The sequence below is a fragment of the Planotetraspora thailandica genome, assembly GCF_016863335.1.
Taxonomy (GTDB): domain Bacteria; phylum Actinomycetota; class Actinomycetes; order Streptosporangiales; family Streptosporangiaceae; genus Planotetraspora; species Planotetraspora thailandica.
The window spans coordinates 1-21,676 of the sequence record NZ_BOOR01000058.1; the positions used below are offsets into that span (position 1 = coordinate 1).

The 21,676-nt window shown below is 71.7% G+C and carries 20 protein-coding genes and 1 pseudogene; 7 read left to right on the plus strand and 14 right to left on the minus strand.

Going from position 1 to position 21,676, the window contains the following annotated elements; genetic code table 11:
- Window positions 1-217 precede the first annotated feature (217 nt).
- Entirely contained in the window at window positions 218-559 is a 342-nt protein-coding gene (locus Pth03_RS31630) for a YciI family protein (protein ID WP_203948103.1), read from the minus strand.
- Window positions 560-678: 119 nt separating this feature from the next.
- Between Pth03_RS31630 and Pth03_RS31635 the strand changes: the two genes are divergently transcribed.
- From Pth03_RS31635 to Pth03_RS42640, 3 genes and pseudogenes are all read left to right on the plus strand, one after another.
- Window positions 679-864, plus strand: coding sequence for a hypothetical protein (locus Pth03_RS31635; RefSeq protein WP_203948130.1), 186 nt, complete (start codon window positions 679-681; stop codon window positions 862-864).
- Complete coding sequence (locus tag Pth03_RS42635) at window positions 783-1,217, plus strand: transposase (RefSeq protein ID WP_373318629.1); 435 nt, start codon at window positions 783-785, stop codon at window positions 1,215-1,217. The genes Pth03_RS31635 and Pth03_RS42635 overlap by 82 nt, the downstream gene beginning before the upstream one ends.
- Window positions 1,105-1,452: pseudogene (locus tag Pth03_RS42640) on the plus strand (transposase); the annotation flags it as partial. The gene Pth03_RS42635 and the pseudogene Pth03_RS42640, both read left to right, overlap by 113 nt.
- A gap of 111 nt (window positions 1,453-1,563) precedes the next feature.
- On the opposite strand, the gene Pth03_RS31645 reads toward Pth03_RS42640, so the two are convergent.
- From Pth03_RS31645 to Pth03_RS31660, 4 genes are all read right to left on the minus strand, one after another.
- Window positions 1,564-2,202 (minus strand): 4'-phosphopantetheinyl transferase family protein, encoded by a 639-nt coding sequence (locus Pth03_RS31645; RefSeq protein WP_203948104.1) that lies wholly within the window; start codon window positions 2,200-2,202, stop codon window positions 1,564-1,566.
- Entirely contained in the window at window positions 2,199-3,029 is an 831-nt protein-coding gene (locus tag Pth03_RS31650; RefSeq protein ID WP_203948105.1) for a metallophosphoesterase family protein, read from the minus strand. The genes Pth03_RS31645 and Pth03_RS31650 overlap by 4 nt, the downstream gene beginning before the upstream one ends.
- Before the next feature lie 19 nt (window positions 3,030-3,048).
- Entirely contained in the window at window positions 3,049-3,342 is a 294-nt protein-coding gene (locus Pth03_RS31655) for a DUF2218 domain-containing protein (protein WP_203948106.1), read from the minus strand.
- A gap of 87 nt (window positions 3,343-3,429) precedes the next feature.
- Window positions 3,430-4,674: an MFS transporter gene (locus Pth03_RS31660; protein ID WP_239119510.1), complete on the minus strand. Its 1,245-nt coding sequence runs from the start codon at window positions 4,672-4,674 to the stop codon at window positions 3,430-3,432.
- A 115-nt stretch (window positions 4,675-4,789) separates the two neighbouring features.
- On the opposite strand from Pth03_RS31660, the gene Pth03_RS31665 reads away from it, so the two are divergent.
- Window positions 4,790-5,710 carry a LysR family transcriptional regulator gene (locus tag Pth03_RS31665; protein ID WP_203948107.1) on the plus strand — a complete coding sequence of 307 codons (921 nt, stop codon included), beginning with the start codon at window positions 4,790-4,792 and terminating at the stop codon, window positions 5,708-5,710.
- Window positions 5,711-5,730: 20 nt separating this feature from the next.
- On the opposite strand, the gene Pth03_RS31670 is transcribed toward Pth03_RS31665, so the two are convergent.
- The 5 genes from Pth03_RS31670 to Pth03_RS31690 all read right to left on the minus strand — a co-directional run bounded on the left by Pth03_RS31670 (window position 5,731) and on the right by Pth03_RS31690 (window position 13,052).
- On the minus strand, window positions 5,731-8,874 hold the full coding sequence (locus Pth03_RS31670) for an efflux RND transporter permease subunit (RefSeq protein WP_203948108.1): 3,144 nt from the start codon (window positions 8,872-8,874) through the stop codon (window positions 5,731-5,733).
- Window positions 8,875-8,956: 82 nt separating this feature from the next.
- Window positions 8,957-9,661: a response regulator transcription factor gene (locus tag Pth03_RS31675; protein ID WP_239119511.1), complete on the minus strand. Its 705-nt coding sequence runs from the start codon at window positions 9,659-9,661 to the stop codon at window positions 8,957-8,959.
- Entirely contained in the window at window positions 9,658-10,860 is a 1,203-nt protein-coding gene (locus Pth03_RS31680; protein WP_203948109.1) for a sensor histidine kinase, read from the minus strand. The genes Pth03_RS31675 and Pth03_RS31680 overlap by 4 nt, the downstream gene beginning before the upstream one ends.
- A 57-nt stretch (window positions 10,861-10,917) precedes the next feature.
- The gene (locus Pth03_RS31685) at window positions 10,918-11,892 is read right to left on the minus strand and encodes a glutathione S-transferase family protein (RefSeq protein ID WP_203948110.1); all 975 of its coding nucleotides are present in this window, start codon (window positions 11,890-11,892) and stop codon (window positions 10,918-10,920) included.
- Window positions 11,893-11,945: 53 nt separating this feature from the next.
- A complete protein-coding gene (locus Pth03_RS31690) occupies window positions 11,946-13,052 on the minus strand; it encodes an NAD(P)/FAD-dependent oxidoreductase (RefSeq protein ID WP_203948111.1) in 1,107 nt (368 codons plus the stop codon).
- A 148-nt stretch (window positions 13,053-13,200) separates the two neighbouring features.
- Here Pth03_RS31690 and Pth03_RS31695 point away from each other — a divergent pair, with 148 nt between their 5' ends.
- Window positions 13,201-13,656 (plus strand): DoxX family protein, encoded by a 456-nt coding sequence (locus Pth03_RS31695; RefSeq protein WP_203948112.1) that lies wholly within the window; start codon window positions 13,201-13,203, stop codon window positions 13,654-13,656.
- 81 nt (window positions 13,657-13,737) lie between these two features.
- Here the strand turns inward: Pth03_RS31695 and Pth03_RS31700 are convergent, their stop codons facing one another.
- Window positions 13,738-14,298, minus strand: coding sequence for an SPW repeat protein (locus Pth03_RS31700; protein ID WP_203948113.1), 561 nt, complete (start codon window positions 14,296-14,298; stop codon window positions 13,738-13,740).
- Between the two features lie 180 nt (window positions 14,299-14,478).
- On the opposite strand from Pth03_RS31700, the gene Pth03_RS31705 reads away from it, so the two are divergent.
- Window positions 14,479-14,673 (plus strand): CsbD family protein, encoded by a 195-nt coding sequence (locus Pth03_RS31705; RefSeq protein ID WP_203948114.1) that lies wholly within the window; start codon window positions 14,479-14,481, stop codon window positions 14,671-14,673.
- Window positions 14,674-14,734: 61 nt separating this feature from the next.
- Here Pth03_RS31705 and Pth03_RS31710 read toward each other — a convergent pair whose 3' ends face one another.
- The 3 genes from Pth03_RS31710 to Pth03_RS31720 form a co-directional block, all read right to left on the minus strand.
- Window positions 14,735-14,872 (minus strand): hypothetical protein, encoded by a 138-nt coding sequence (locus Pth03_RS31710; protein ID WP_203948115.1) that lies wholly within the window; start codon window positions 14,870-14,872, stop codon window positions 14,735-14,737.
- A 92-nt stretch (window positions 14,873-14,964) separates the two neighbouring features.
- Entirely contained in the window at window positions 14,965-19,461 is a 4,497-nt protein-coding gene (locus Pth03_RS31715; protein ID WP_239119512.1) for a cation-translocating P-type ATPase, read from the minus strand.
- Between the two features lie 215 nt (window positions 19,462-19,676).
- Window positions 19,677-20,801 (minus strand): hypothetical protein, encoded by a 1,125-nt coding sequence (locus tag Pth03_RS31720; RefSeq protein ID WP_203948116.1) that lies wholly within the window; start codon window positions 20,799-20,801, stop codon window positions 19,677-19,679.
- Between the two features lie 278 nt (window positions 20,802-21,079).
- On the opposite strand from Pth03_RS31720, the gene Pth03_RS31725 reads away from it, so the two are divergent.
- Complete coding sequence (locus Pth03_RS31725) at window positions 21,080-21,661, plus strand: DJ-1/PfpI family protein (RefSeq protein WP_203948117.1); 582 nt, start codon at window positions 21,080-21,082, stop codon at window positions 21,659-21,661.
- Window positions 21,662-21,676 lie beyond the last annotated feature (15 nt).

Here is a 21,676-nt window from a genome sequence, read left to right on the forward strand (position 1 = left end):
CTCAACGATCTGGCCGAGGGCAGAGGTTAAAGATCAAGCTTAGAGCGCGTTTTGAAACTCGCCGTGGGGGTGCTTTAACGAGGGAGGAACTCCTGTTGATCCGGGGGCTGTCAAGCGACGCCCTGAAGGACCTCCTTGACCGCATCGACGCCGACTGACCGCGTCCGCACCGCCCGCGTGTGGAGCATGCGGGCGGGGCGGGGGTGGCCGTACGCCGTCAGGCGAGCGGGTCGTACTGGAACGCCCGGACCTCCTGCGAGCAGCGGCAGGAGGCCGCGATCTTCTTCGCCCACTCCAGCGCCGCCTCGCGGGAGGGCAGGTCCAGGATGGTGTACCCGCCGTTCAACTGCATGGTCTGCGGATAGGTGCCGTCCGTCACCGTGCCGTCACCGGCCACGAGGACGGGGTCGACGTCTTCGTCTATCCCGCCGCCGAAGACGTACACGCCGGCATCCTTGGCCTCCTGGATGACCGCGTGGGAGTCGCGTACCACGTCAGGAAAATCCTCGTCCGAGATCACCATGGCGGCGCTGGGGAAGGAGATGAGAAAGTGTGTCATCCCGCGATCCTGCCGTGCGCCGGTGACATCGTCGAGGTGTTCCTCGATCAGCGCTTCCCGGCCTTCCCTGCGCGCCGGGCCAGAGGAGCGCGAGGTCCGTCGGTTCGCAGGAGTTCCTCATGCCAACTTCCTCTGTCTGCGCATGCTTGTCATGTCCCGCTCACCGCGATCTGCTGCGCGGGGTCGTCAAGCACTACCGGCCATCGTCGGTCACCGACGCCCAGTGGACGCTGATCGAGCCGCTGCTGCCCCAACCGGGGAACACCACCGGGGTGGGCGCGACGAGAAGTGGCCGCGCCGGCTGATCCTGGACGCGATCTTCTACGTCGTCCGCGGCGGGATCGCCTGGCAGCTGCCGGCCGGGTTCCCACCCGCCGACACCGTGTACGGGTTCTTCGCCCGCTGGGCCCGCGCGGGCGTCTGGCAGCGTCTGCACCACGCGGTCCGTGACCGGCTCCGCGCCCGGCTCAGCCGAGACTCGCGCCCGACTGCGGCGATCATCGACTCGCAATCGGTCCAGGGGCCGACCTGGTCCACCGGGCCACCTGCGGGTACGACGCGGAAAGAAAACCAACGGCCGCAAACGGCACATCGCCGTCGACAGCAACGGGCTTCTGCTCGCCGTGGTCGTGACCGTCGCATCGCTCCAGGACCGTGACGGCGCGTTCCGGATCATCGCCGCGCTCAGCGAGAGCTTCTCCACGGTCCGGCACATCTGGGCAGACGACGGATACGCCAGCCGGTTCGTCACCTGGTGCAAGACCCAGCTCGACCTCGTGATCGAGATTGTCAAACGTGCCGACGATACCCGCGGATTCCAGCTCCTCCACCGCCGCTGGGTCGTGGAACGCACCTTCGGGTGGATCATCAAACACCGCCGGCTCGTCCGCAACTACGAAACCCGCCCCGACCACCACGAAGCCCTCGTCCACATCGCGATGACCATGACCATGCCCGGACGGATCCCGGCGCGAAGCGCACTGTGCTCAAGGAGCAGCGCGACGCTAACGGGGCAGCACGACAGCGGTGGCCACGAGGCCGTCCGAGGCGATCCACCGGCCGGTCAGCCGGTCGGTACCCATCCGCGGATCGCTGATCGACAACGTGGCCGTGAACTCGCCCGACGGATCGATGTCCACCGAGGCCTCCGTGAAGTCGAGCCAACGCCCGGTGAGGGGGAACCAGGTCTTGTAAATCGACTCCTTGGCACTGAAAAGGATCTTGTCCCAGTCCACCGAACCGTCGCCGAGGCGCCGCAGCGCGGCGATCTCCTCCGGTGAGGCGACCATGTCGAGCACGTCGGCGGGAAGGGGCCCGTACGGCTCGGCGTCGATGCCGAGCGAGAGCACGTCCCGCTTGGATGTCACGGCGGCGGCGCGATAGCCGTCACAGTGTGTGATGCTGCCGATTGTGCCGGACGGCCACAGGGGAGCACCGCCATCGCCTCGGAGGATCGGGCCGGGAGGCACTCCCAACAGTCCGAGCGCCCGTCGCGCGCAGTGCCGTCCCGTGGTGAACTCCCGGCGGCGCTTGGCGACCGCGCGGGCGACGAGCGTCTCCTCCTCGGGGAACAACGTGGCGCCGGGCACGTCGCCGAACTGCTCGGCGCTCACGACCCGTTCAGGCAGGATCCTCTCGATCACGACGCGGCCCCCGGGATCACGAGACGGGGACGCGAGGGTCCCGCTTCGCGGATGCGCCACTCCCGCGGGTAGCCCAGGGAGACCTCCTCGAACCGCACCCCGTCATGCCAGGTAGTCCGGGGGATGTGGAGGTGCCCGTACACCACCGCGGCCGCGCGGAAGCGGATGTGCCAGTCGGCGGTCCGCTCGGTCCCGCACCACAGGGCGAACTCGGGATGGCGCAGCACCCGCGTCGGCTCGCGCACGAGGGGGAAGTGGTTGACGAGCACGGTCGGCAGCCCGGTCGCGGTCAGGCGGCGCTCGGTCGCCTCCACCCGGGCGTGGCACCAGGCTTCACGCGTCGGGTACGGGTCGGGGTGCAGCACGAACTCGTCGGAGCACACGACCCCGGTCCCGTACGCATACTCGAGAGCCTCCTCCTTGGTGGCCGTGCCGGCCGGGCGGAAGCTGTAGTCGTAGAGCACGAACAGGGGCGCGACGGCGACGGGGCCGTCCGGGCCGGTCCAGATCGGGTACGGATCCTCCGGCGTGGCCACCCCGAGATTCCGGCAGATGCGGACGAGGTGGTCGTACCGGTGCTGCCCACGCAGGGTCACCGAGTCGTGCGCCGTGGTCCACAGTTCGTGGTTGCCCGGCGCCCAGATGACCTTGGCGTACCGGTCGGCGAGGGTGCCGAGCGCCCATTCCACGTCCGCGGGCGTCTCGGCCACGTCTCCGGCCACGATGAGCCAGTCGTCGCCGGTCTCCGGGTGCATCCCGGCGACGATCTCCCGGTTCTCGGGGTAGCCGATGTGCAGGTCGCTGATGCCGTACAGCGCCGGGGTCATCGGCGAGCCGGAGCGGCGGTCACGAGGCGTCGTCCTGCCAGGTGACGACCAGCTCACGCCGCTGGCCGAACCGTTCGAGGTGACGGCCGAGCACGTCCTTCACGACCTCCAGCGATTCGGCGTCCGCGGCGATGGCCCGCATGACCAGACGGTCGGCCTCGGGGGTGAGCACTCCCTCCCCGGCGGGGAGAGTCAGGCGGTGCCCGTCGCCGGGCAGGTCCTCCACCTCGACCCTGCGGCCGAGGTGGGAGGCGAGCTGCTTGGCATACCGAGCGGCGGCATCCGTGGCGACATATGCGGTCGAACTGGGCATGGCTCCCAGCCTCCTACGATCACGCCCTCAAGGGCAGAGAATTCACGTCGGCCATAGGACAAACTCGGTGAGGCGAATATTTCCGTGCTAACGACGGCGAAGCGTCGCCGCCGACACCGCGGCGCCGGCCGACAGCAGTACGGCGAAGCCGGTGATCGCGGCTTGGAGGCCGAGGGACTCGGCGGCCACGCTGAGCAGGATGACCGGGACGCCCATCCCGAAGTAGGCGATGACGAAGAACACGGCCAGCACGCCGGCCCGCGAGGCGGGCGCGGCGACGCTCGCGGCCTGGCCGACGCTGGACTTGAACAGCAGGCCCGCTCCGGCCCCCGCGGCGGCGGACGCGACGAGGTAGAGCCACAAGGAGGGGTGGGACAACGACAGGGCCACCAGCCCCAGGCCGATGGGGAAGATCGGCAGCCCCACCGCGAGCAGGTGGCGCGGGCGAGCACCTCCCATCGCGAGCTGGCCTGCCGCCGCCGCGCCGAACGTGACGAAGCCCGCCACGCCGGCGACCAGGGGAGAGTCGATGCCGAGCCGGCCGCGGATCATGATCGAGCCGAGTGAGGAGAACAGGCCGAGTGCGGCGAACGCGAAGAACGCGATGCCGCTTGCCCCGGCGAAGGTGCGCCGGCCGCCCGGCAGCAGGGCGAACCGCGCGGGCCGCACGCGGGTCCGGGAGCCGGAGTCCACGGTCTCGGGGCTCAGCAGCACCAGTACCAGGAAGACCGCCATGACGACTCCGAAGGCCGCCTGGGTGGAGATCAGCGGTTGGGGGGCCCATTCGGCGATGACGCCGGCCACCAGCGGCCCGAGCGCGAGGCCGCCGAGGTTGGCGGCGGCGGCCACGATCCCCGGGACCCCGGAGGCGTGGCGGTCGGGGTGGGCCGCGCCGTACAGGTCCGCGATGTAGGTGGTGGCCGTCGAGGCCATCAGGCCGATTCCGACGCCGGTGAGGATGCGCCCGACGATGAGGCCGGCCAGGTGCGGCCAGGCGATGAGCACGACCGACGCGGCGATGGCGACCGTCAGCGCCGACACGATGACGCGGCGGCGGCCGTGCACGTCGGACAGGTGGCCGAGGCCGAGGAAACTCACCGCGGTGCCCACGACGAGCAATCCGAACGCCACGGTCACCGTCGTCGGGCCGAAACCGTCACGGGCGGCGTAGAGCGGCCACAGCGGGGTGGGGCCGGTGCCGAACCCCATCTGCACGGCGAAAGCCCCGGCGGCGAACCAGAATGCGGTGCGATGAGCGGCACGACGGCCGGAGCGGCTAGGGGACGCCACACCGGGGGCGACCTTCCGGTCGGCGGGGGAGAGAGCGGGCACGGGCCCATCCGATCACTTGATCCTCTTTTGTACCCCACCAGGGTGGCGTCCGGACGGCGATCGCGTCCAACGACTGTTCGTGCTGGGGTCCATCGGCGATCGTGATACTTGTCCTATGGAGCTGCGTCATCTGGAGTACTTCGTCGCGGTCGCGGAGGAGCTCAACTTCACCCGTGCCTCGCGCCGCCTGCACGTCGTGCAGTCGGGGGTGTCGGCCGCCATCCGGTCGCTGGAGCGCGAGATGGGGGTCACCCTGTTCGACCGGAACTCCCAGCGGGTGGCGTTGTCCGACGCGGGCATCGCGCTGCTCCCCGAGGCACGGGCCACCCTCGACGCCGCCCGGGCTGCCCGCGAGGCGGTGCAGGCCGTCGGCGAGGGGCTGCGGGGCACGGTGAACATCGGCACCATGACCTCCGTCCCGCTCGTCGACATGCCGGGCCTGCTCGGCCACTTTCACGCCGACCATCCCAAGGTGACGATCCGGATCCGCGTCGCGCCCAGCGGGTCGGCAGGCCTGGCGGAGGCGCTGGGCAGCGGAGAGCTCGACGTGGCGTTCCTGTCCCTGCCCGGACCGCCGTCGTCGGCGATCGAGGTGCGGCCGCTCGCGGCGGTCCCGCTCGTGCTCGTGGTGCGCGCCGACCACCCGCTCGCGGGCGAGCGCCGCGTTCCGCTCGCCCGGCTCGCCGACGAGGCGTTCATCGACTTCCCGCCCGGCTACGGCAACCGCGGCGTCGTCGACCGCGCGTTCGCGGCCGCAGGGGTGGAGCGCCGCGTCACCGTCGAGGTCGCCGACATCGCCACAGGTTCGGCGTTCGTACGGCACGGCCTGGGCATCGCGTTCCTCCCCGCCTTCGTCGCGCCGACGGGCGGCGACCCGGAGTCATGCGACCTCGCGGTGCTCGAGGCATCGGATACCACGCTGACCTGGTCGTTGTCGGTGGCGACCGCCGCCACCCGCAAGCCGAGCGCGGCCGTCCGCGCACTGCTCGACCTGGTGGACGAGCACGTGCGCGAGGCGGCCGCGCCAGACATGTGAGCCGGACATGTGAGAAACGGTCAGCGCACTCCCGCCGGCTCGGGGGCACGCCCGGCGGCCACCGGTACGGCACGGCGGAGCCGGCGCTTCTCCTTCCTGTTCTCGACCATGGTGTAGAGCGTGGGCACCAGGACGAGCGTGAGCAGCGTCGAGCTGACCAGCCCGCCGATCACCACGATGGCGAGGGGCTTGGAGATGAAGCCTCCGCCGCCGGTGATGCCCAGGGCCATCGGCAGCAGCGCGAAGATCGTCGCCAGGGCGGTCATGAGGATGGGGCGCAGCCTCCTCCTGCCGCCTTCGACCACGGCCTCGTGGAGAGGCATGCCCTGGTCGCGATACTGGTTGATCAGGTCCAGCAGCACGATGGCGTTGGTGACCACGATGCCGACGAGCATCAGCAGGCCGATCATCGCGGCCAGGCCGAGCGACGTGCCCGTGATCAGAAGCAGCCCGAGGGCTCCGGTCGCGGCGAACGGGATCGAGACCAGCAGCACCAGCGGCTGGATGATGCTTCGGAAGGTCGCCACCATGATCAGGAACACCAGGGCGACGGCGGCCGCGAGGGCCAGGCCGAGGTTGCCGAACGCCTCCTGCTGATCGGCGCTGACGCCCCCGATCGTGTAGGTGGCGCCCGCCGGGAGCTTGAGCGCGTCCAGCCGCTTCTTCAGGTCGGTGGTCGTCGCCCCCAGGTCCGAGCCCGACGCCTTGCCGGAGACGGTCGCGCTGCGCTTCCCGTCGATGCGGGTGAGCTGCACGGGCCCGTCGACCTGGCGGACCGTCGCCACGTCGCCCACGGTCACGTTCGGGGCGAGCTTGAGGTCGCGCAACCCGCCGACCGTCCCGGAAACGCCGGCGGGGCGCACGATCACGGCGGCGTTCGCCCCGTCGAGGGTCAGCTGCGTCACCGTGCTGCCGCGCAGCGCCTGCGTCACGGCCTGGCCGATCCCGACCTCCGTGAGCCCGTGGCGGGCGGCCTTCTGGCGGTCGACCGTCACCTCCACACGGGGGGAGGTGTCGGCGACGGTCGTGGTCACCTCGTTCACGCCGGGGACGGCGGCCATGGCCTGCTGCACCTGCTTGGCCGCGGCTGACAGGGTGCCGAGCTCGGCCGCCTGCACGTCGACCTCGAGATCGTTGCCGCCGAGGCCGCCCGACTGGCCGACCTGGATCTCGCCGACGCCGGGCAGTTTGCCGATGCGCTCACGCAGGGAGTCCTGCACCGCGGTGACGTCGCTGCCGTCATTGAGCGTGAGGGAGAATCCGGCACGCGCGGCGCCGCCTCCTCCGGCGTTGGCGCCCGGGCTGACGTTGTTCCGCCCGCCCACCGTGACCTGGTAGGACTCGACCTCCTTCGTCGCGGCCACGACCTGTTCGACCTGCTTGGCCTTGGCGTCCGCGGCCTCCAGCGACGTGCCGACCGGCAGGGTCTGGGTGATGTTGACCGTGTTCTGGCCGGTTCCGTCGATGAAGCTCGTGTGCAGTCTGGGCACCAGCGCGAGCGTGATCACGAACACCACCAGCGCGGCGGCCACGGTCCTGAACCGGTGCCGGGTGGCCCATTCGATCACGGGGACGTAGGCCCGCTGGAGGAGTCCCTGCCGTTCCCGCTCCTCCGCCCGGCGCCTGACGGCCTCGGCGTCCCCGCCCTGAGGGGCCTTCACGAACCAGTACGCCAGCACCGGCACCATGGTCAGCGACACCAGCAGCGAGGCCAGCAGGGCGACCGTCACGGTGACGGCGAACGGGCTGAACAGCTCACCGACCAGGCCGCCGGTGAAGGAGATCGGCAGGAAGACCGCGACCGTGGTCAGCGTCGAGGCGGTCACGGCGCCCGCCACCTCGCGCACCGCCCCCTCGATCGCCCGCCGTTTGGCCTCGCCGTACGACAGGTGGCGCTTGATGTTCTCCAGCACCACGATCGAGTCGTCGACGACGCGGCCGATCGCGATGGTGAGCGCGCCGAGCGTCAGCATGTTGAGCGAGTAGTCGCGGCCCCACAGGGCGATCAGCGCGATCACCACCGACAGGGGGATCGACAGGGCGGTCACGATCGTCGAGCGGATCGACAGCAGGAAGACGAGGATGACCAGGACCGCCATGACGAGGCCGAGCAGGCCCTCGGTGGTGAGGCTCTCGATGGCCTGGCGCACGGCGGGCGCCTGGTCGAAGACCACGGTCAGCTGGGCGTCGCCGCCGAGCGCTTTGGTCAGCTCGGGCAGCTTGGCGCGGACGGCGTCGGAGATCGACACCGCGTTCCCGCCGGACTTCATCGTGATCGACACGGCGAGGCTGGGCTTGCCGTTCGTCCTGGTCAGCGTGGAGGAGTCGGCCAGGCCGAGCTCGACGTCGGCGACGTCGCCGAGCCGCACGGGCTTGGGGGCGGCGCCGAGCTGTACGGCCCCGGCGCCGGCCGCCGGGGGCACCTGCGGGGTGAGGTAGAGGTTCTTCAGGTCGTCGACAGAGGTGAAGCCGGTGCCCACCTGCACGGTGAGCGTCTTGTCCGCCGAGGTGACCGTTCCCGCGGGCGTGGGGACGCCGGCGGCCTGGATGGCGCCGGCGACGGCCGCGGCGTTGAGGCCCCGCGCGGCCAGCTTCTTCGCGTCGGGCGTGATGGTGACGACCTGGTCGCGGGCTCCGCTGACGGTCACGTCCCTGACGCCGTCGATGCCGCTCAGCGCCGGCACCGCCTGGGCGTTGAGCGCGGCGGCGAATTTCCGCTGGTCGCCGTCGGAGCTCGCGGCGATCTGGACGACGGGCAGGTCGTCGGTGCTGCCCGCGGACACCCTGGGCTCGACTCCGGGAGGGAGCTGGCCGGAGACGCGGGAGATCGCCTGCTGGATCTGGGCCTGCGCGGCGTCGATGTCGGTGCCGAAGTCGAACTGCACGCCGACCGTGCCGCCGGACTCCCGGGAGATGGAGGTGACCCCGAGGACCCCGGGCAGACCCCGGACGGCCCCCTCCAGCGGCATCGTCACCTGTGACTCGACGATCTGCGGTGCGACGCCCGGATAGGACGTCAGCACGGAGACGGTCGGCAGGGCTATCGAGGGCAGCAGCTGCTGCTTGATCGCGGGGATCGTATACGCGCCGAACCCGACCAGCATGATGGTCAGGAGCGCGATCAAACCTCGGTTGGCGAGGCTCAATCTAGCCAAAAAGGACATGTATCAAGGCTCGCGTGTCCCGAGGTGCGCAAGGTCCGGCGTGAGGACGGTTTTCCGCTACCGCGATCGCAGTACCGCGGGATCATCCCCGCGACCTGGGGTGCACCAGCCCGGTCTCATACGCGATGATCACCAGCTGGGCGCGGTCGTGCGCGCCGAGCTTGAGCATCGCCCGGTTGACGTGCGTCTTGGCCGTCGTCCTGCTGATGCCGAGCCGGTCGGCGATCTCGTCGTTGGTCATGCCGCCCGCCACCAGGACCATGATCTCGCGTTCCCTGTCGGTGAGCGAGGCGAGGTCGTCGAGGTGGTGCTCGGCCGACGGGGACGGCCCGGCGAGGACCCGCGCGATGAGCGTCTTGGTGGCATGCGGAGACAGCAGGGCGTCGCCGCGCGCGATCAGCCGGATCGCGTCGTGGAGCTCCGCGGCCTCCACGCTCTTGCCGAGGAACCCGCTCGCCCCGCCCCGCAGGGCGGCGAAGACGTATTCGTCGATCTCGAAGGTCGTCAGCACCAGCACCTTGACCGAGGCCAGCTCAGGGTCGGAGGTGATCTCCCTGGTGGCCGCCAGGCCGTCCATGCCGGGCATCCGGATGTCCATCAGGACGACGTCGGCCCGGGTCTCGCGCGCGAGCCGTACGGCGTCCTCGCCGGTGGCGGCCTGCCCCACCACCCGCAGGTCGGGCGCGGAGTCGATCAGGATCTGGAAGCCCGCCCTGACCAGCGCCTGGTCGTCGGCGAGCACGACGCGGACCGGCACGGCACCGGACGTCACAGCTCCGGCCGTCACGGCGCGCCCTGGCCGAGCGCGACCGGCAGGACGGCGTGCACCCGGAAGCCGCCCGTCGCCGACGGGCCGGTCGTGAAGGTGCCGCCCACGGAAAGGGCCCGCTCCCGCATGCCCACGAGGCCGTGCCCGGTGGACGTCTCCGCGCCGCCGGGCCGGGCCGGCGCGGGGCCGCCGTCGTCGGCGACGTCCACCACGAGATCGTCGGAGGTGTAGGTGATCCGCACGGTGGCACAGGCCCGCGGCGCGTGTTTGCTGACGTTGGTCAGCGCCTCCTGCGTCACCCGGAACGCCGCCAGCTCCACGGGCGCGGGCAGCGCCCGGGGCTCGCCCTCGGTGCGGAAGTCGACGCTGAGCCCGGCCGCGGTGAACGAGCCCACCAGGTCGGGAAGCCGGTCGAGGCCGGGGGCGGGCTCGGTCGGCGGATCGTCCGGCGCGTCGTCCGGGCTGCCGGGACGGCGGAGCAGACCGACCGTGGTCCGCAGCTCGTCGAGCGCGGCCCGGCCCGCCTGCCGGATGTGCCCGAGCGCCTCGCGGGCCTTGCCCGGCTCGCTGTCCAGCACGTGCGCGGCGACCTGCGACTGCACGTTGATGAGCGCGATGTGGTGGGCCAGCACGTCGTGGAGCTCGCGCGCGATGCGCAGGCGCTCCTCCATGACTCTGCGTTCGGCCTCCTCCTCGCGGGTCTGCTCGGCCCGGCGCGCCCGCTCCTCGACGGCGGCGACATACGCCCTCCGGCTGCGCAGGGCGTCGCCCGCCGCGGTCGCCATGCCGAACCACGCGATCAGGCCCACCACCTCCGAGCCCAGCCACGACTCGCCGGAGGTCAGCGCCCTGGTGGCCGCGAGCGTGAGCGCGGCGGCCGCACCCATCTCCCACGCGGCAGGGCGGGTGACGAGCGTCGCGGCAGAGAACGTCGCCACCATCGCGGCGACCATGAGCGGGGTGCGCGGCGACTCGACGGCGGCGTGGACGACGGTGCCCGCCACGACGATCGCGAGCACGGCGCGCGGCCAGCGCCGCCGGAACACCAGGGCGCCGCAGACCACGGCACCGGCCGCCATCAGCCCCGGGGTGAGCTCGCTCGGCCGGGGCCGGGGGCCTGCGGCCGTCGCGACGAGGAGCAGCGCGTAGAGGAGCACGGCCAGCGCGGTGTCGGCGGCCAACGGGCGCGCCCTCAGCGCCTGCCTGAGCTGGTTCACCGCTCCACGTTAGAGCCGGGCTGGGGGGCTCTCATCGTCCGCACGTACAGGTGGCGGCTACTGCGCTCGCGGTAGCGACCAGTCCAGGACCGGCCCGGCGGGCACGATCCGGTTCGGGTTGACGCCCGGGTGCGTGCCGTAATAATGCCGCTTGATGTGGTCGAAGTCGGTCGAGCCGCCGAAGGCCGGGTTCTGGTAGAGGTCGCGGGCGTACCGCCACAGGTTCGGGTAGTCGACCAGGCGGCGCAGGTTGGCCTTGAAATGGGTCACATAGACGCTGTCGAACCTGGCCAGCGTCACCCACAGGCGCACGTCGGCCTCGGTGACCGCCTCGCCGAACAGGTAGCGGCGATCGGCGAGCCGGTCCTCCAGTTCGCCGAGTGTGGCGAACAGGTCGGTCACCGCGGCGTCGTAGGCCTCCTGGCTCGTCGCGAAGCCGCAGCGGTACACGCCGTTGTTGACCGTCGCGTACACCTGCGCGTTGAGCGTGTCGATCTCGGCGCGCAGGGCGGCGGGGTAGAGGTCCACGGCGGGATCGGCCCATTCGCCGAACTGGGTGCCGAGGTCGATGGAGATGTCGGGGAAGTTGTTGCTGACGATCTTGCGGGTCTCGCGGTCCCAGAGCACCGGCACCGACACGTGCCCGTCATAGCCGGGCTCGGTCGCGTCGTACGCCTCACGCAGCAGCCTGAACCCGTTGATCTCATCGGGCCCGTGCCCCCGCCCTTCGCGGAACGCCCAGCCGCGACCGTCGCGGACCGGGTCGACCACCGACAGCGACACCACGTCCTCCAGGCCGGCCAGGGACCGGACGATGATCGACCGGTGCGCCCACGGGCACGCGAGCGACACGTAAAGGTGGTAGCGGCCCCGCTCGGCGGGGTACCCGCTCGAGCCGTCCGCGGTGATCCGCCCCTGGAAGGGGTAAAGGGGACGGACGAAGGACCCGTCGGGGCGGGTCGCCGCCTTGATCGTGTAGTCGCCGTGCACGGAGAAGTCGACCGGGCTTGCGACGGGGGCCGTCGTGGTCATCGGTGCATCCTTACGTGAGGAACGGTCGCGTCAGGGAAAGCGACCCTCCGAGCCTAAGCGTCCGTGCGCGTCTTCCGCTGCGGGGAGAACGGCTCCACGTCCATGGGCGGCGTCTCCCGCAGCGCCAGCCTGGCCACGATCAGCCCGGCGTACGGCCCCGCCGTCAGGCCGTACGCGCTGAGCCCGCCCGCCACCACGACGCCGCCCGCGAGCGTCCCGATGAGCGGCCGCCCGTCGCCGGTCACGGGGCGCAGTCCCACCCGCGTCTCCACGAGGGTCGCCCCGGTCAGTCCGGGGGCGAGTTCCACCCCCGTCGTGAGGATCTCGCCGACACCTCCGGCGGTCACCCGGGCGTCGAAGCCGGCCTCCTCCACGGTGGCCCCGAGCACCACCCGCGAGCCGGGGAAACCCAGCAGGTACGGCCCGCGCCGGGGGAGCACGATCGGCCATCCGCCCGTTTCCGCACCGGGCAGTTCCAGGTGCACGATCTGCCCGCGACGCGCCCGCATCGGAACCTCCAGCCCGAGCGGGCGGCACAGCTCGCCCGTCCACGCCCCGGCTGCGACCACGACGGCGTCGGACTCCAGCGGTGTGCCGTCGACCAGGAGGCCGCCCTCAGCCGTGAACGAGGCCGTCCCCTGGCGGACACGCGCACCCCGCCGGGATGCGGCGCGCAGCAGGGCGTCCCGTACGGCCCGGCCGTCGACCCGGGCGGGGCCGTCGAGGTGGATCGCCGCGGCGCCGGGCCGCAGCGGCGGGAAGAGCGCGTCCGGGCGGTCGGTGACAGAGATCGTGCCCATGTCGGGTGCGGCGCCGCGCCTGCGCCGCAGCAGCGCATCGACGGCGGCCAGCTCGCCGGGCCGGTCGGCCACGAGCAGCGCGCCCACCCGGGCGTGGCCGGTCTCCGTCTCGCCGTCCTCGGCGAGCGACTCGACCAGGGAGTCGTAGAAGCGGGTGCCTTCCAGGGCGAGCCGGTACCAGTCGTCGTCGCCCTCGTGGTCGACCCAGGGGCAGATGATCCCGGCGCCCGCCGCGGTGGCCTGGCCGGTGGCCCGGCGGTCGACGACCGTCACGGCGGCGCCGTTCAGGCTCAGGTGGTAGGCCGCGCTCGCGCCGACGATTCCGCTTCCGACGACGACCGCCGTGATGTCCGTGCGCATTACCGCATCGTCGCAGGGGTCTATGGGCGCCCGCTTCACCGGATCAGCCGTTCGTAACGGCGTTTCACACCCGGGCCGGGCGACCGACCTCGTTCAATAGGAGGCGCAGTCGCACGGGCCATGCCCACACGATCTCGGGGGAGTCGTCATGTTCGATCATGCGCGCGGTGTCTCGGCGCTCGCGGGCCGGGTGATCATCGGGATGATCTTCGTCTACCACGGCTGGATGAAGATCGCCGACATCGGGCTCGGCGTCACCGCGGTGTCGTTCGAGGACGCGGGTATCCCGCTGGCCGCGATCGCCGCGCCTGGCGTCGCCTTCCTGGAGCTGGGAGGCGGGATCGCACTCGTCGTCGGCGCGGCCCTGCCGGTGTTCGCCTGCCTGCTCGCCGCCGACATGCTGGGCGCCATCGTCTTCGTGCACGGGTCCCACGGCTTCGGCGTCGAGCAGGGCGGCTACGAGTACGTGCTCGCGCTCGCGGCGGCGTGCCTCCTGATCGCGTTCAGCGGGGGAGGGGCCCTGGCGGTGGACGGTCTGTGGCGGCGTCGCCGGGAGACCCTGACCGGCCTTCGGGCAAGGCGGGGCGCGCGGCTGCGCGGCTGATCAGCGGCTGATCAGAGGGGCCGGGTGCGGCGGCCGGGACTCGCGGGGTCCCGGCCGCCGCACGGTGACGCCTCCCTTTGATCAGGCGCGTGACGTCGGACCCGGGCGGTCCTGCCCGTATCCGGGGCGGTCCTGCCCGTATCCCGGACGGTCCTGCCGGTAGGCCGGGCCGGAGTGCTCGGTCAGGTGCGGCTTGCCGAACCTGGACCCGCCGGCGGACTTGCCGCGCTCGGTCATGCCGAAGCGCATGGTGGCCAGCCCGAGGGCCAGGATGACGGCGCCGACGACGACGTTGCTGATGATCGTCGACGTGGTGGCCATGCCCCCGCGGATAACCCACGGGGCGATGATCGTCCACACACCGAGCACCGGTGCGACCCAGGCGATGCCGTGCATACGGCCGAACATTGAGCTGTACCCGAGGGCCAGGAGCGTGACTACGATCCCGACGATCAGGTTGTTGATCGTGAGCGGCACCCTGTTGCTGAAACCGACGATCCAGGGTGAGAGCGCGAGATACAGCCCGCTCAGGAGAGCGAGGCCGTCGGCACCCTGTGCGGCGGGATTGGCCGCGGCTGCCTCGTAGCGCTCACGCATCTGCACGATGTCGGGGTGCGTCCCGATGTCAGTGCTATGCGTCATCTGTCACACCACCCTTCTGAAGGCGTGGATTTAAACACTTATGTCCATCGTACGCCTGATTAATCCTTTTGATCCAGAACATGGTGATATGTCGGGATTGAAGGGGTGTGACGTGGGAAGTGTAGGGCTGAAAGCGGGGGAAGAGTGGTTCTTCGTCCGCACGACGAGGAGGGGTGACCGATGGGCGCCCGGGACAAGATCCGCAACAAGGCCCGCGAGGCCGCGGGTGCCGTCAAGAAGGCGGCAGGCAAGGTCGTCGGCAATGAAAACCTCGAGGCCCAGGGGCACGCCGACGAGAGCAAGGGCCGCATGAGGCAGGCCGGCGAGAGGATGAAGGACGCGGCCAGCAGGGTCAAGGGTTCTTTCAAGGCCTGACCCGCGGCCGGCCGCGAATGTCGGGTCAACCGGGCCCGGATGTGCCGGGCCCGGCCGTACCTCAGGCCGCCTGCGGGAAGGGGACCCGGAAGCCGGACGTCACGAACGACTGGACCAGGCGCAGGAGCAGCGCCTCCAGCAGCATCAGAGCTGCACGGGCGAGGATCGCGGTGAGAAATTCGGACACTGGATACCTCATGGCTACAAAATTACATTTCCAGGCATAGTCTGCCATACGAATAGCCATATCGGTATAGCGATGGTTAACGTGTGATGAACGATCGATGAGACTCAGCCGTACATCTTCGAGATCATTTTTTCCACCGTTCCCCCCGACATACCGGCCGCGACGGCCGAGCCGAGCCCGATTCCCCAGCCGACGGGGCCGATCGGGCGCGATCCGAAGAACTGGCTGAGCCCCGGAGTCGAAACGATCAGCATGAGCGCCCCCATCGACGAGACGGCGGCGACGGTCACCACCCGGTCCCGGCCTCCGGCGGCCAGCGTGCGCAGCAGCTGCGCCGACACCAGCGCGATCAGGGCGATCGTGTCGGCCCGGCTCCGGGTGCCGGTCATCCTCCCCGCGACCCACGCGACGCTCGCCGCCGCGGCGGTGGTCACGGCCCGCACATTGATGTCCCTGGTCAGGGCCGTGCCCAGCGAGCTCTCCGGCCCCTCCGCCAGCAGCTTGTCGGGGCTGGCGGCACTCGGCGGCCGTACGGCCACGGCCATGGCGGGCAGCATGTCGGTGAGGAGGTTGACCAGCAGAAGCTGGCGGGCGTTGAGCGCGCTGCGCCCGGTCAGCAGGCTCGATCCCACGGTGAAGATGATCTCGCCGATGTTCCCGCCCAGCAGGATGCCCAGCGCATCGCGTACCGACCCCCACATGGCGCGGCCCTCGACGATCGCGTCGACGATCGTCTCGATTCTGTCGTCGGTCACCACGATGTCGGCCGCCGCCCGGGCCGCGGGAGTGGCGCGCGTCCCCAGGGCGACCCCCACGTCGGCGAGCCTGATCGCCGGCACGTCATTGGCGCCGTCGCCCGTGACCGCGACGACCTTGCCCGACTGGCGCAGCGCCGAGACGATGCGCGCCTTGTGCGCAGGAGTCACCCGGGCGAAGACCGACACCTCGGGCAACACCTTCACCAGCTCGTCCTCGTCGAGCTCGTCGAGCGCGGGCCCGGTCATCACCCGCAACCCGCCCACGGCGTCGAGCTCGGCCGCGATCGCCTCGGCCGTGCTCGGGTGGTCGCCGGTCAGCATCACCACCCGCACCCCGGCCTCCATCAGCCCCTGGACGCTGCGCGCCGCGGTGGGCCGCACGGGGTCGGCCATGCCCAGGAACCCGAGGAAGCACAGCCGGTCGACCCGGGGCTCGTCCAGGTCGGCGCGACTGGAGGCGGGCCGCTCGGCCACGGCGAGCACCCGGTAGCCCTGCAGGGCCAGCCGCTCGACCTCCGTCTCGAGCTCCAGCCGGGCGTCCTCGTCGAGCTCCAGCTCCTCCTCGTCCCGCAGATAGGTGATACAGCGCGTCAGCACCACCTCCGGGGCACCCTTGACGCTGAGCAGCTGCCCCGACTCCGACGACCCGAGCACGGCGTGGAAGCCCCTGGCCGGCTCGAACGGCATCTCGTCGACCCGCTCCCACCTGTCCAGGCCCTCCTCGGGGGAGACGCCGAGGTCCCGCGCCCCCTCGACCACGGCCCGGTCGGTGGGGTGGGCGAGCACCCGGCCGCCCTCGAACTTCGGCCCCGCGCGCAGAGCGGCGGCCACCACGCGGCGCAGCCGCGGCGTCATCGAGCCGGCCTCGCCCTCGGCGCGGCCGTCGGAGACCCGGCGCAGGCGGATGTGGCCCTCAGTCAGCGTCCCGGTCTTGTCGAAGCACAACACGTCGACCCGGCCCAGCGCCTCGATCGTGGAGGGGTTGCGCACCAGCGTGTTGCGGGTGGACAGGCGCTTGGCCGCGGCCAGCTCGGCCAGGGTCGCCACGAAGGGCAACCCCTCCGGCACCGCGGCGACCGCGAGGCTCACCGCGGGGGCGAGGGCCCGCGACAACGACGAGCCGCGCAGCATCTCGGCGGCCATCAGGACCACCCCCGACCCGATCGCCAGCGGGAGGATGCGGCTGCTCAGCGCGCGCAGCCGCAGCTCCACGCCACTCGGCGGCGGCCCGCCGTGCGTCAGCAGCGCGGTCCTGCCGGTCTCGGTCTCCTCACCCGTCGCCACGACCACGGCCAAGCCGTGCCCGGCGGCCACGACGCTGCCCTCGTAGACCATGGAGCTGCGGTCGGCCATGGCCGGAGCCGCCGTCGGCGACGCCGACTTGCTCACCAGCTGCGACTCGCCGGTGAGTGTGGACTCGTCGACCTCCAGACCCACGGCTTTGAGCAACCGGGCATCGGCCGGCACCGCGTCGCCCGCCCGCAACTCGATCACGTCGCCCGGCACCAGGTCGGCGCCGTCCACGGCGCCCGGGCCCGCCTGGTCTGTGCCCGCAGGATCCGTGCCGGGGCGGCGCAGCCGCACGCGTACGGCGGTGGCCGCCGACAGCGCGTCCAGCACCCGGCCGGCGTCCCGCCGCTGGGCACCGCCGATGACGGCGTTGACGACCATGACACCGAGGATCAGCCCCGCGTCGAGGACCGAGCCGATCGCCGCCGAGACCCCCGCGCCCGCCGCCAGCACCGGCGTCAGCGGATTGGCCAGCTCTTCCGCGGACGCCTTGACCAGCGAGGCGGAGCCGGGAGGCACATCACGCGCCGACGCCTTCCTGCGCAGCGCCGCCTCCGCCTCGGTCAGGCCGGCGGGGGAGGTGTTCAGCCGGGCCAGCACGTCCTGCGCCGACATCGCGTGCCACGGCGTGCGGTCCACCGTGACCGGCGCCAGGCCGTTGCCCGCCCGCCGGCCCTCCAACGCGCCGATGACCAGCGCCGCCAGCGACGTGCCGTCGGCCAGCAACTGCGCCCGCCGTACGGCGGTGCGCTCAATGCCCATGATTCCGAGGCCGCCGCCGAGCACCGCTGACGCCGCCGCCAGCCGTACGGTCAGCTCGCTGGCGCGCCGGGCCGCGGGAAGGCAGCCGAGCAGCAGATGCAGGTCGTCGACTCCGCCCAGCACGTCGGCGTCCCACGGCACGGGATGCGCCTTCATGATCAGGCCGACTCCGAGATCGGCCAGGCGCAGGGCGGGGTCGGGACTTCCGGCCACCACGGCCACCCCCCGGCCGTCGGCCTGCAACTCCTGGACCGCCTCGCTCAGCCCGGTGCCGTCCGCGACCCGCTCGGCCCGCAGGCGGCGGGATACCCATGGATCGCCACCGGAAATGAGCACCTCGCAGGTGGCGCCGGGCGCCTTGACCAGGGCCTCGGCCAGGGGATGCAGCTCCGGAGCGAGGCCCACCAGCGCCATCTCAATGCCGCGCCTGGTCACCATGATCGGCCGCACACCCTGGGCCCGCCACTGCGCCAGCCGCTCCTGCTGCTGATCGTCGTCGCCGTCCAGCTCGTACGGCGCTGCCCGCCAGATGCCGCGCACGCGCCGTTTCCCGGGGTTGGACAGGTCGAGCAGCGAGTAGAGCCGGTCGTGCAGGTCATCGAGGTCCACGTCCGAGTCGAGCGGCACGACCGCGTCGATCGTCCACGCTCCGGTGGTGAGCAGGGCGGCGTCCAGCACCACGGTGTCGATGCGGTCCATCCTGCGCAGCGCGTGGCGGCTCAGGACGATGCCGCCCCGCCGTCCCAGCGCCCGCCCGACCGCGCAGGCGAAGGCCTCCCGCCCGACGCGTGCGGACTTCGGCGTGCCCGTGATGAGCACCGACAAGGCCCGGGACCTGCTGCGACTGGTGGCCAGCGTCAGCCCGTGCGCGGCCAGCGACACCGGGCTCGCGAACTCGCAGTAGCGCTCGATCGGGCCGCGTGGCAGCGGCTCCGGCCGGGCTGCACGCTCGGCCCGCACATGGCTGTAGGACCCGTCGTGGGCGGCGAACTCGTCTTCTCTGCGGGCCCAGGCCCCCACGCCCGCCCGTGCCTCGGCGTAACGCCCGGCTGCCGCGACCGCGTCGACGAGCAGCCCGGTCGGGCGCTGCCCCAGCGTCTGCGTGACGAGCCGGGTGGCCGCGAAGAGCACCTCGGCGCCTGGAGCGCCGACACGGCGCTCCACCTCCCGGCGGACACGCGGCGTGTGCTCGGCGAGATGGACGAACGTCGGCACGGTGGGGGGAAGCCGCCACACACGCGTCGCCCTGCCGGCGATCGCGATGCCCGTGCCGATCACGCTCCCCGCGAGGCTCAGCGCCGCACGGGCGTGATGCTCCCTGGCGTCGCGCGCCCAGACACCCTCGTCGGCGTCGTCATCGGTTTCCTCGATGTCCTCGGCTTCGTCGTCGGCTTCGTCCGTGCCGTCGGCTTCCAGGGCTTCCTGGATGTCCTGGACCTGCTCGGCGTCGACGGCTGCGGATTCGCCGGAGTCGAACTCGCCGACGATTCGCAGCAGCTTGTCCATGTCGACCGTGTCCGGATCGCAGGCGATGAACACGCAGCCGAGGGCGCCGTTGACCTCGGCACGCGCCATCCCCGCCTCGCGGAGCCGGTCCTCCAGCCCGCTCACCGCCTCTTCCGTGCCCGGCCCGCCGATCGTGCGCAGGCCGATCCGGACGCCGCCGGCACACACGTGGGTCCGCCGCGCCCCCGGCATGAGGGACAGGACCGGATCGGGCACCAGGGTCAGCACCCGGTTCGGTACGAGGTCCAGCAGCGTGTCAGCGGACAGTGAGCCGAACGGCCACATGTCGTCTCCGATTTCGAGGTGTAGGTAGGAATGGATATGGACATTCGGGCGGCCACGCGCCGCCCGGAGCGATCGAGCGCCAAGGCGCGGCTGCGGGCACAGAACGGGCACATCCGGTCACTCAACGTGCCCGGATGTGGCGATACGTCACCATGGCCAGGCCGTACGGCGTGGCCAGGTCACGAGATCCCGTCAGCCGGTGCCCGCGCCCGCGCTCACATGGCGGTCACGGCTTTGCCGGCGGCCTTCTTCACGGACTTCCCTGCGGCCTTCGCGGTGGCAGCGGGAATGCGTGCCGTCGTCCGCTTCGCCGCCGAAGCCCGCGCCCCCGCAGTCCGCGCCGCCGAGGTCCGAGCGGCTGACGTCCGGGCCGCCGAGGTCCGGGCCGTGCTCGTACGCCGGGTGGTGGAGCGTCCCGTGGTCGAGCGGCTCGTCGCCGGGCGGCGCGCGGTGCTCCGCGCGGTGGTGCGTCCCGTGGTGGTCCGGCCGGCGGTGGTGCGGCCTGCCGTCGTCCGTCCCGTGGTGGTCCGGCCGGTCGTGGTGCGTCCCGTGGTGGCGCGTCCCGCGGCCGTCCGTGCGGTCGTCGCACGCCGCGTCGTGGTGCGTCCCGCAGCCGCGCGTCCGGTTGTGGTGCGACCTGCGGCGGCGCGTCCGGTCGTGGCGCGGCCTGCGGCGGCGCGTCCGGTTGTGGTGCGACCTGCGGCGGCGCGTCCGGTTGTGGCGCGGCCTGCGGCGGCGCGTCCGGTTGTGGCGCGGCCCGCTGCCGCGCGTCCGGTCGTGGCGCGTCCGGTCGTGGCGCGTCCGGTCGTGGTGCGTCCCGCAGCGGTCCGTGCGGTCGTCGCGCGCCGGGTCGTGGTGCGGCGGGCGGGAGTCCGGGCAGTGGTCTTTCGTGCCGTGGTCCTGCGCGGGGCGGCCTCGCCCTCGCCCTCTTCCATGCGCTCGGCCGTACGCCTGGTGGGCGCTGCTCGCCGCTGTGCGCGCATCGGTGACCAGCGCTCCTGTATACGGCCGCGCTGGGCGATGATGGTGCCGGCACCGATGGCGGCGGCGACCGGCCATTCGATGAGCCCGAGGACGGCGAGCGCCCCGAGGCCGCCGTAGTAGGCCATGCGCTCTGCGGGCGGCAGGAACGTGCGCGCCACGTCGACGGCCTGGCCGACTTCGCGGCGGCTGATGTGCGGCATGTCCATGTGCGGCATCCGCAGGTCCGGCGGCCGGACCTGGATGCTCATGAAGGGCAGGTTCAGGTTGAGCCGGCGGCCCGAGTCCTTCTTCATCACGGCGGTGCCCGTCGAGCGACCTCCGGACGTTCGTGTGCGTGAGGCACGTGTCGTGGTCACGGTCATGGTTCCTCCCCCGAGTGCGAAACCCCCGGCGCGATGGCGGGGCCGTGGTCGAGCTGCTCGTGAGGTCCACGAGTCCAAAACGACCGTTCTATCTTCCATCGAGTCAGGTCCGGTTTCAGGTGCTGATAACGGATATTTGCTCACTTTTGCAGGAGCACTCTCCCCCGTATCGCTCGCTTTCGGGATATTCCCCATAAAGGACCTTTTGTCTCATCGGTGCGTGTGGCAAATCATGTTGCAGGCGCACGACGGCACGCGGAGGAGCAGAGGCCATGACACGTATCGGCATCCTGTTGTTCGACGGAGTGGAAGAACTCGACGCGGTGGGGCCCTGGGAGATGTTCGGCGTCTGGGCGAACCAGAGCAGCGAGACGGAACTCGTCACCTTCGCCGCCGAGGCCGGTCCCATCCGCGCGTCCAAGGGCTTGACGGTGCACGCCGACCGCGGGTTCGGGGACGTGGGGCGGCTTGATGTGCTCGTCTATCCCGGCGGGCGGGGCACCCGGGCCCATCTTGAGGACGAGAGCCGCCTGGCGTGGTTGCGCCTGCAGCGCGACCAGGTGCCCATCATGGCCAGCGTCTGCACCGGCTCACTGGTGTTCGCCGCCGCGGGGTTGCTGGCGGGCCGTCCGGCGACCACGCACTGGGGCAGTCTCGAGCACCTGGCGAGGCTCGACCCGACCATCGACGTGCGTCGTGACGAGCGCTATGTGGACGACGGCGACATCGTCACGTCCGCCGGCGTGTCCGCGGGCATCGACATGGCGCTGCACCTGGTCGTACGGCTGGCGGGGGCCGATCGTGCCCGGCAGGTGAGGCGCACGATGCAGTACGACCCCGAGCCGCCGGTCTGAGCCGGCCCCGGGCGG

Bases quoted from the DNA above. Each gene is read 5' to 3' on its own strand.
- Pth03_RS31630 (WP_203948103.1), bottom strand. From the start codon at position 559: ATGACACACTTTCTCATCTCCTTCCCCAGCGCCGCCATGGTGATCTCG.
- Pth03_RS31635 (WP_203948130.1), top strand. From the start codon at position 679: ATGCCAACTTCCTCTGTCTGCGCATGCTTGTCATGTCCCGCTCACCGC.
- Pth03_RS31650 (WP_203948105.1), bottom strand. From the start codon at position 3,029: ATGACCCCGGCGCTGTACGGCATCAGCGACCTGCACATCGGCTACCCC.
- Pth03_RS31655 (WP_203948106.1), bottom strand. From the start codon at position 3,342: ATGCCCAGTTCGACCGCATATGTCGCCACGGATGCCGCCGCTCGGTAT.
- Pth03_RS31665 (WP_203948107.1), top strand. From the start codon at position 4,790: ATGGAGCTGCGTCATCTGGAGTACTTCGTCGCGGTCGCGGAGGAGCTC.
- Pth03_RS31670 (WP_203948108.1), bottom strand. From the start codon at position 8,874: ATGTCCTTTTTGGCTAGATTGAGCCTCGCCAACCGAGGTTTGATCGCG.
- Pth03_RS31685 (WP_203948110.1), bottom strand. From the start codon at position 11,892: ATGACCACGACGGCCCCCGTCGCAAGCCCGGTCGACTTCTCCGTGCAC.
- Pth03_RS31690 (WP_203948111.1), bottom strand. From the start codon at position 13,052: ATGCGCACGGACATCACGGCGGTCGTCGTCGGAAGCGGAATCGTCGGC.
- Pth03_RS31695 (WP_203948112.1), top strand. From the start codon at position 13,201: ATGTTCGATCATGCGCGCGGTGTCTCGGCGCTCGCGGGCCGGGTGATC.
- Pth03_RS31700 (WP_203948113.1), bottom strand. From the start codon at position 14,298: ATGACGCATAGCACTGACATCGGGACGCACCCCGACATCGTGCAGATG.
- Pth03_RS31705 (WP_203948114.1), top strand. From the start codon at position 14,479: ATGGGCGCCCGGGACAAGATCCGCAACAAGGCCCGCGAGGCCGCGGGT.
- Pth03_RS31710 (WP_203948115.1), bottom strand. From the start codon at position 14,872: ATGAGGTATCCAGTGTCCGAATTTCTCACCGCGATCCTCGCCCGTGCA.
- Pth03_RS31715 (WP_239119512.1), bottom strand. From the start codon at position 19,461: ATGTGGCCGTTCGGCTCACTGTCCGCTGACACGCTGCTGGACCTCGTA.
- Pth03_RS31725 (WP_203948117.1), top strand. From the start codon at position 21,080: ATGACACGTATCGGCATCCTGTTGTTCGACGGAGTGGAAGAACTCGAC.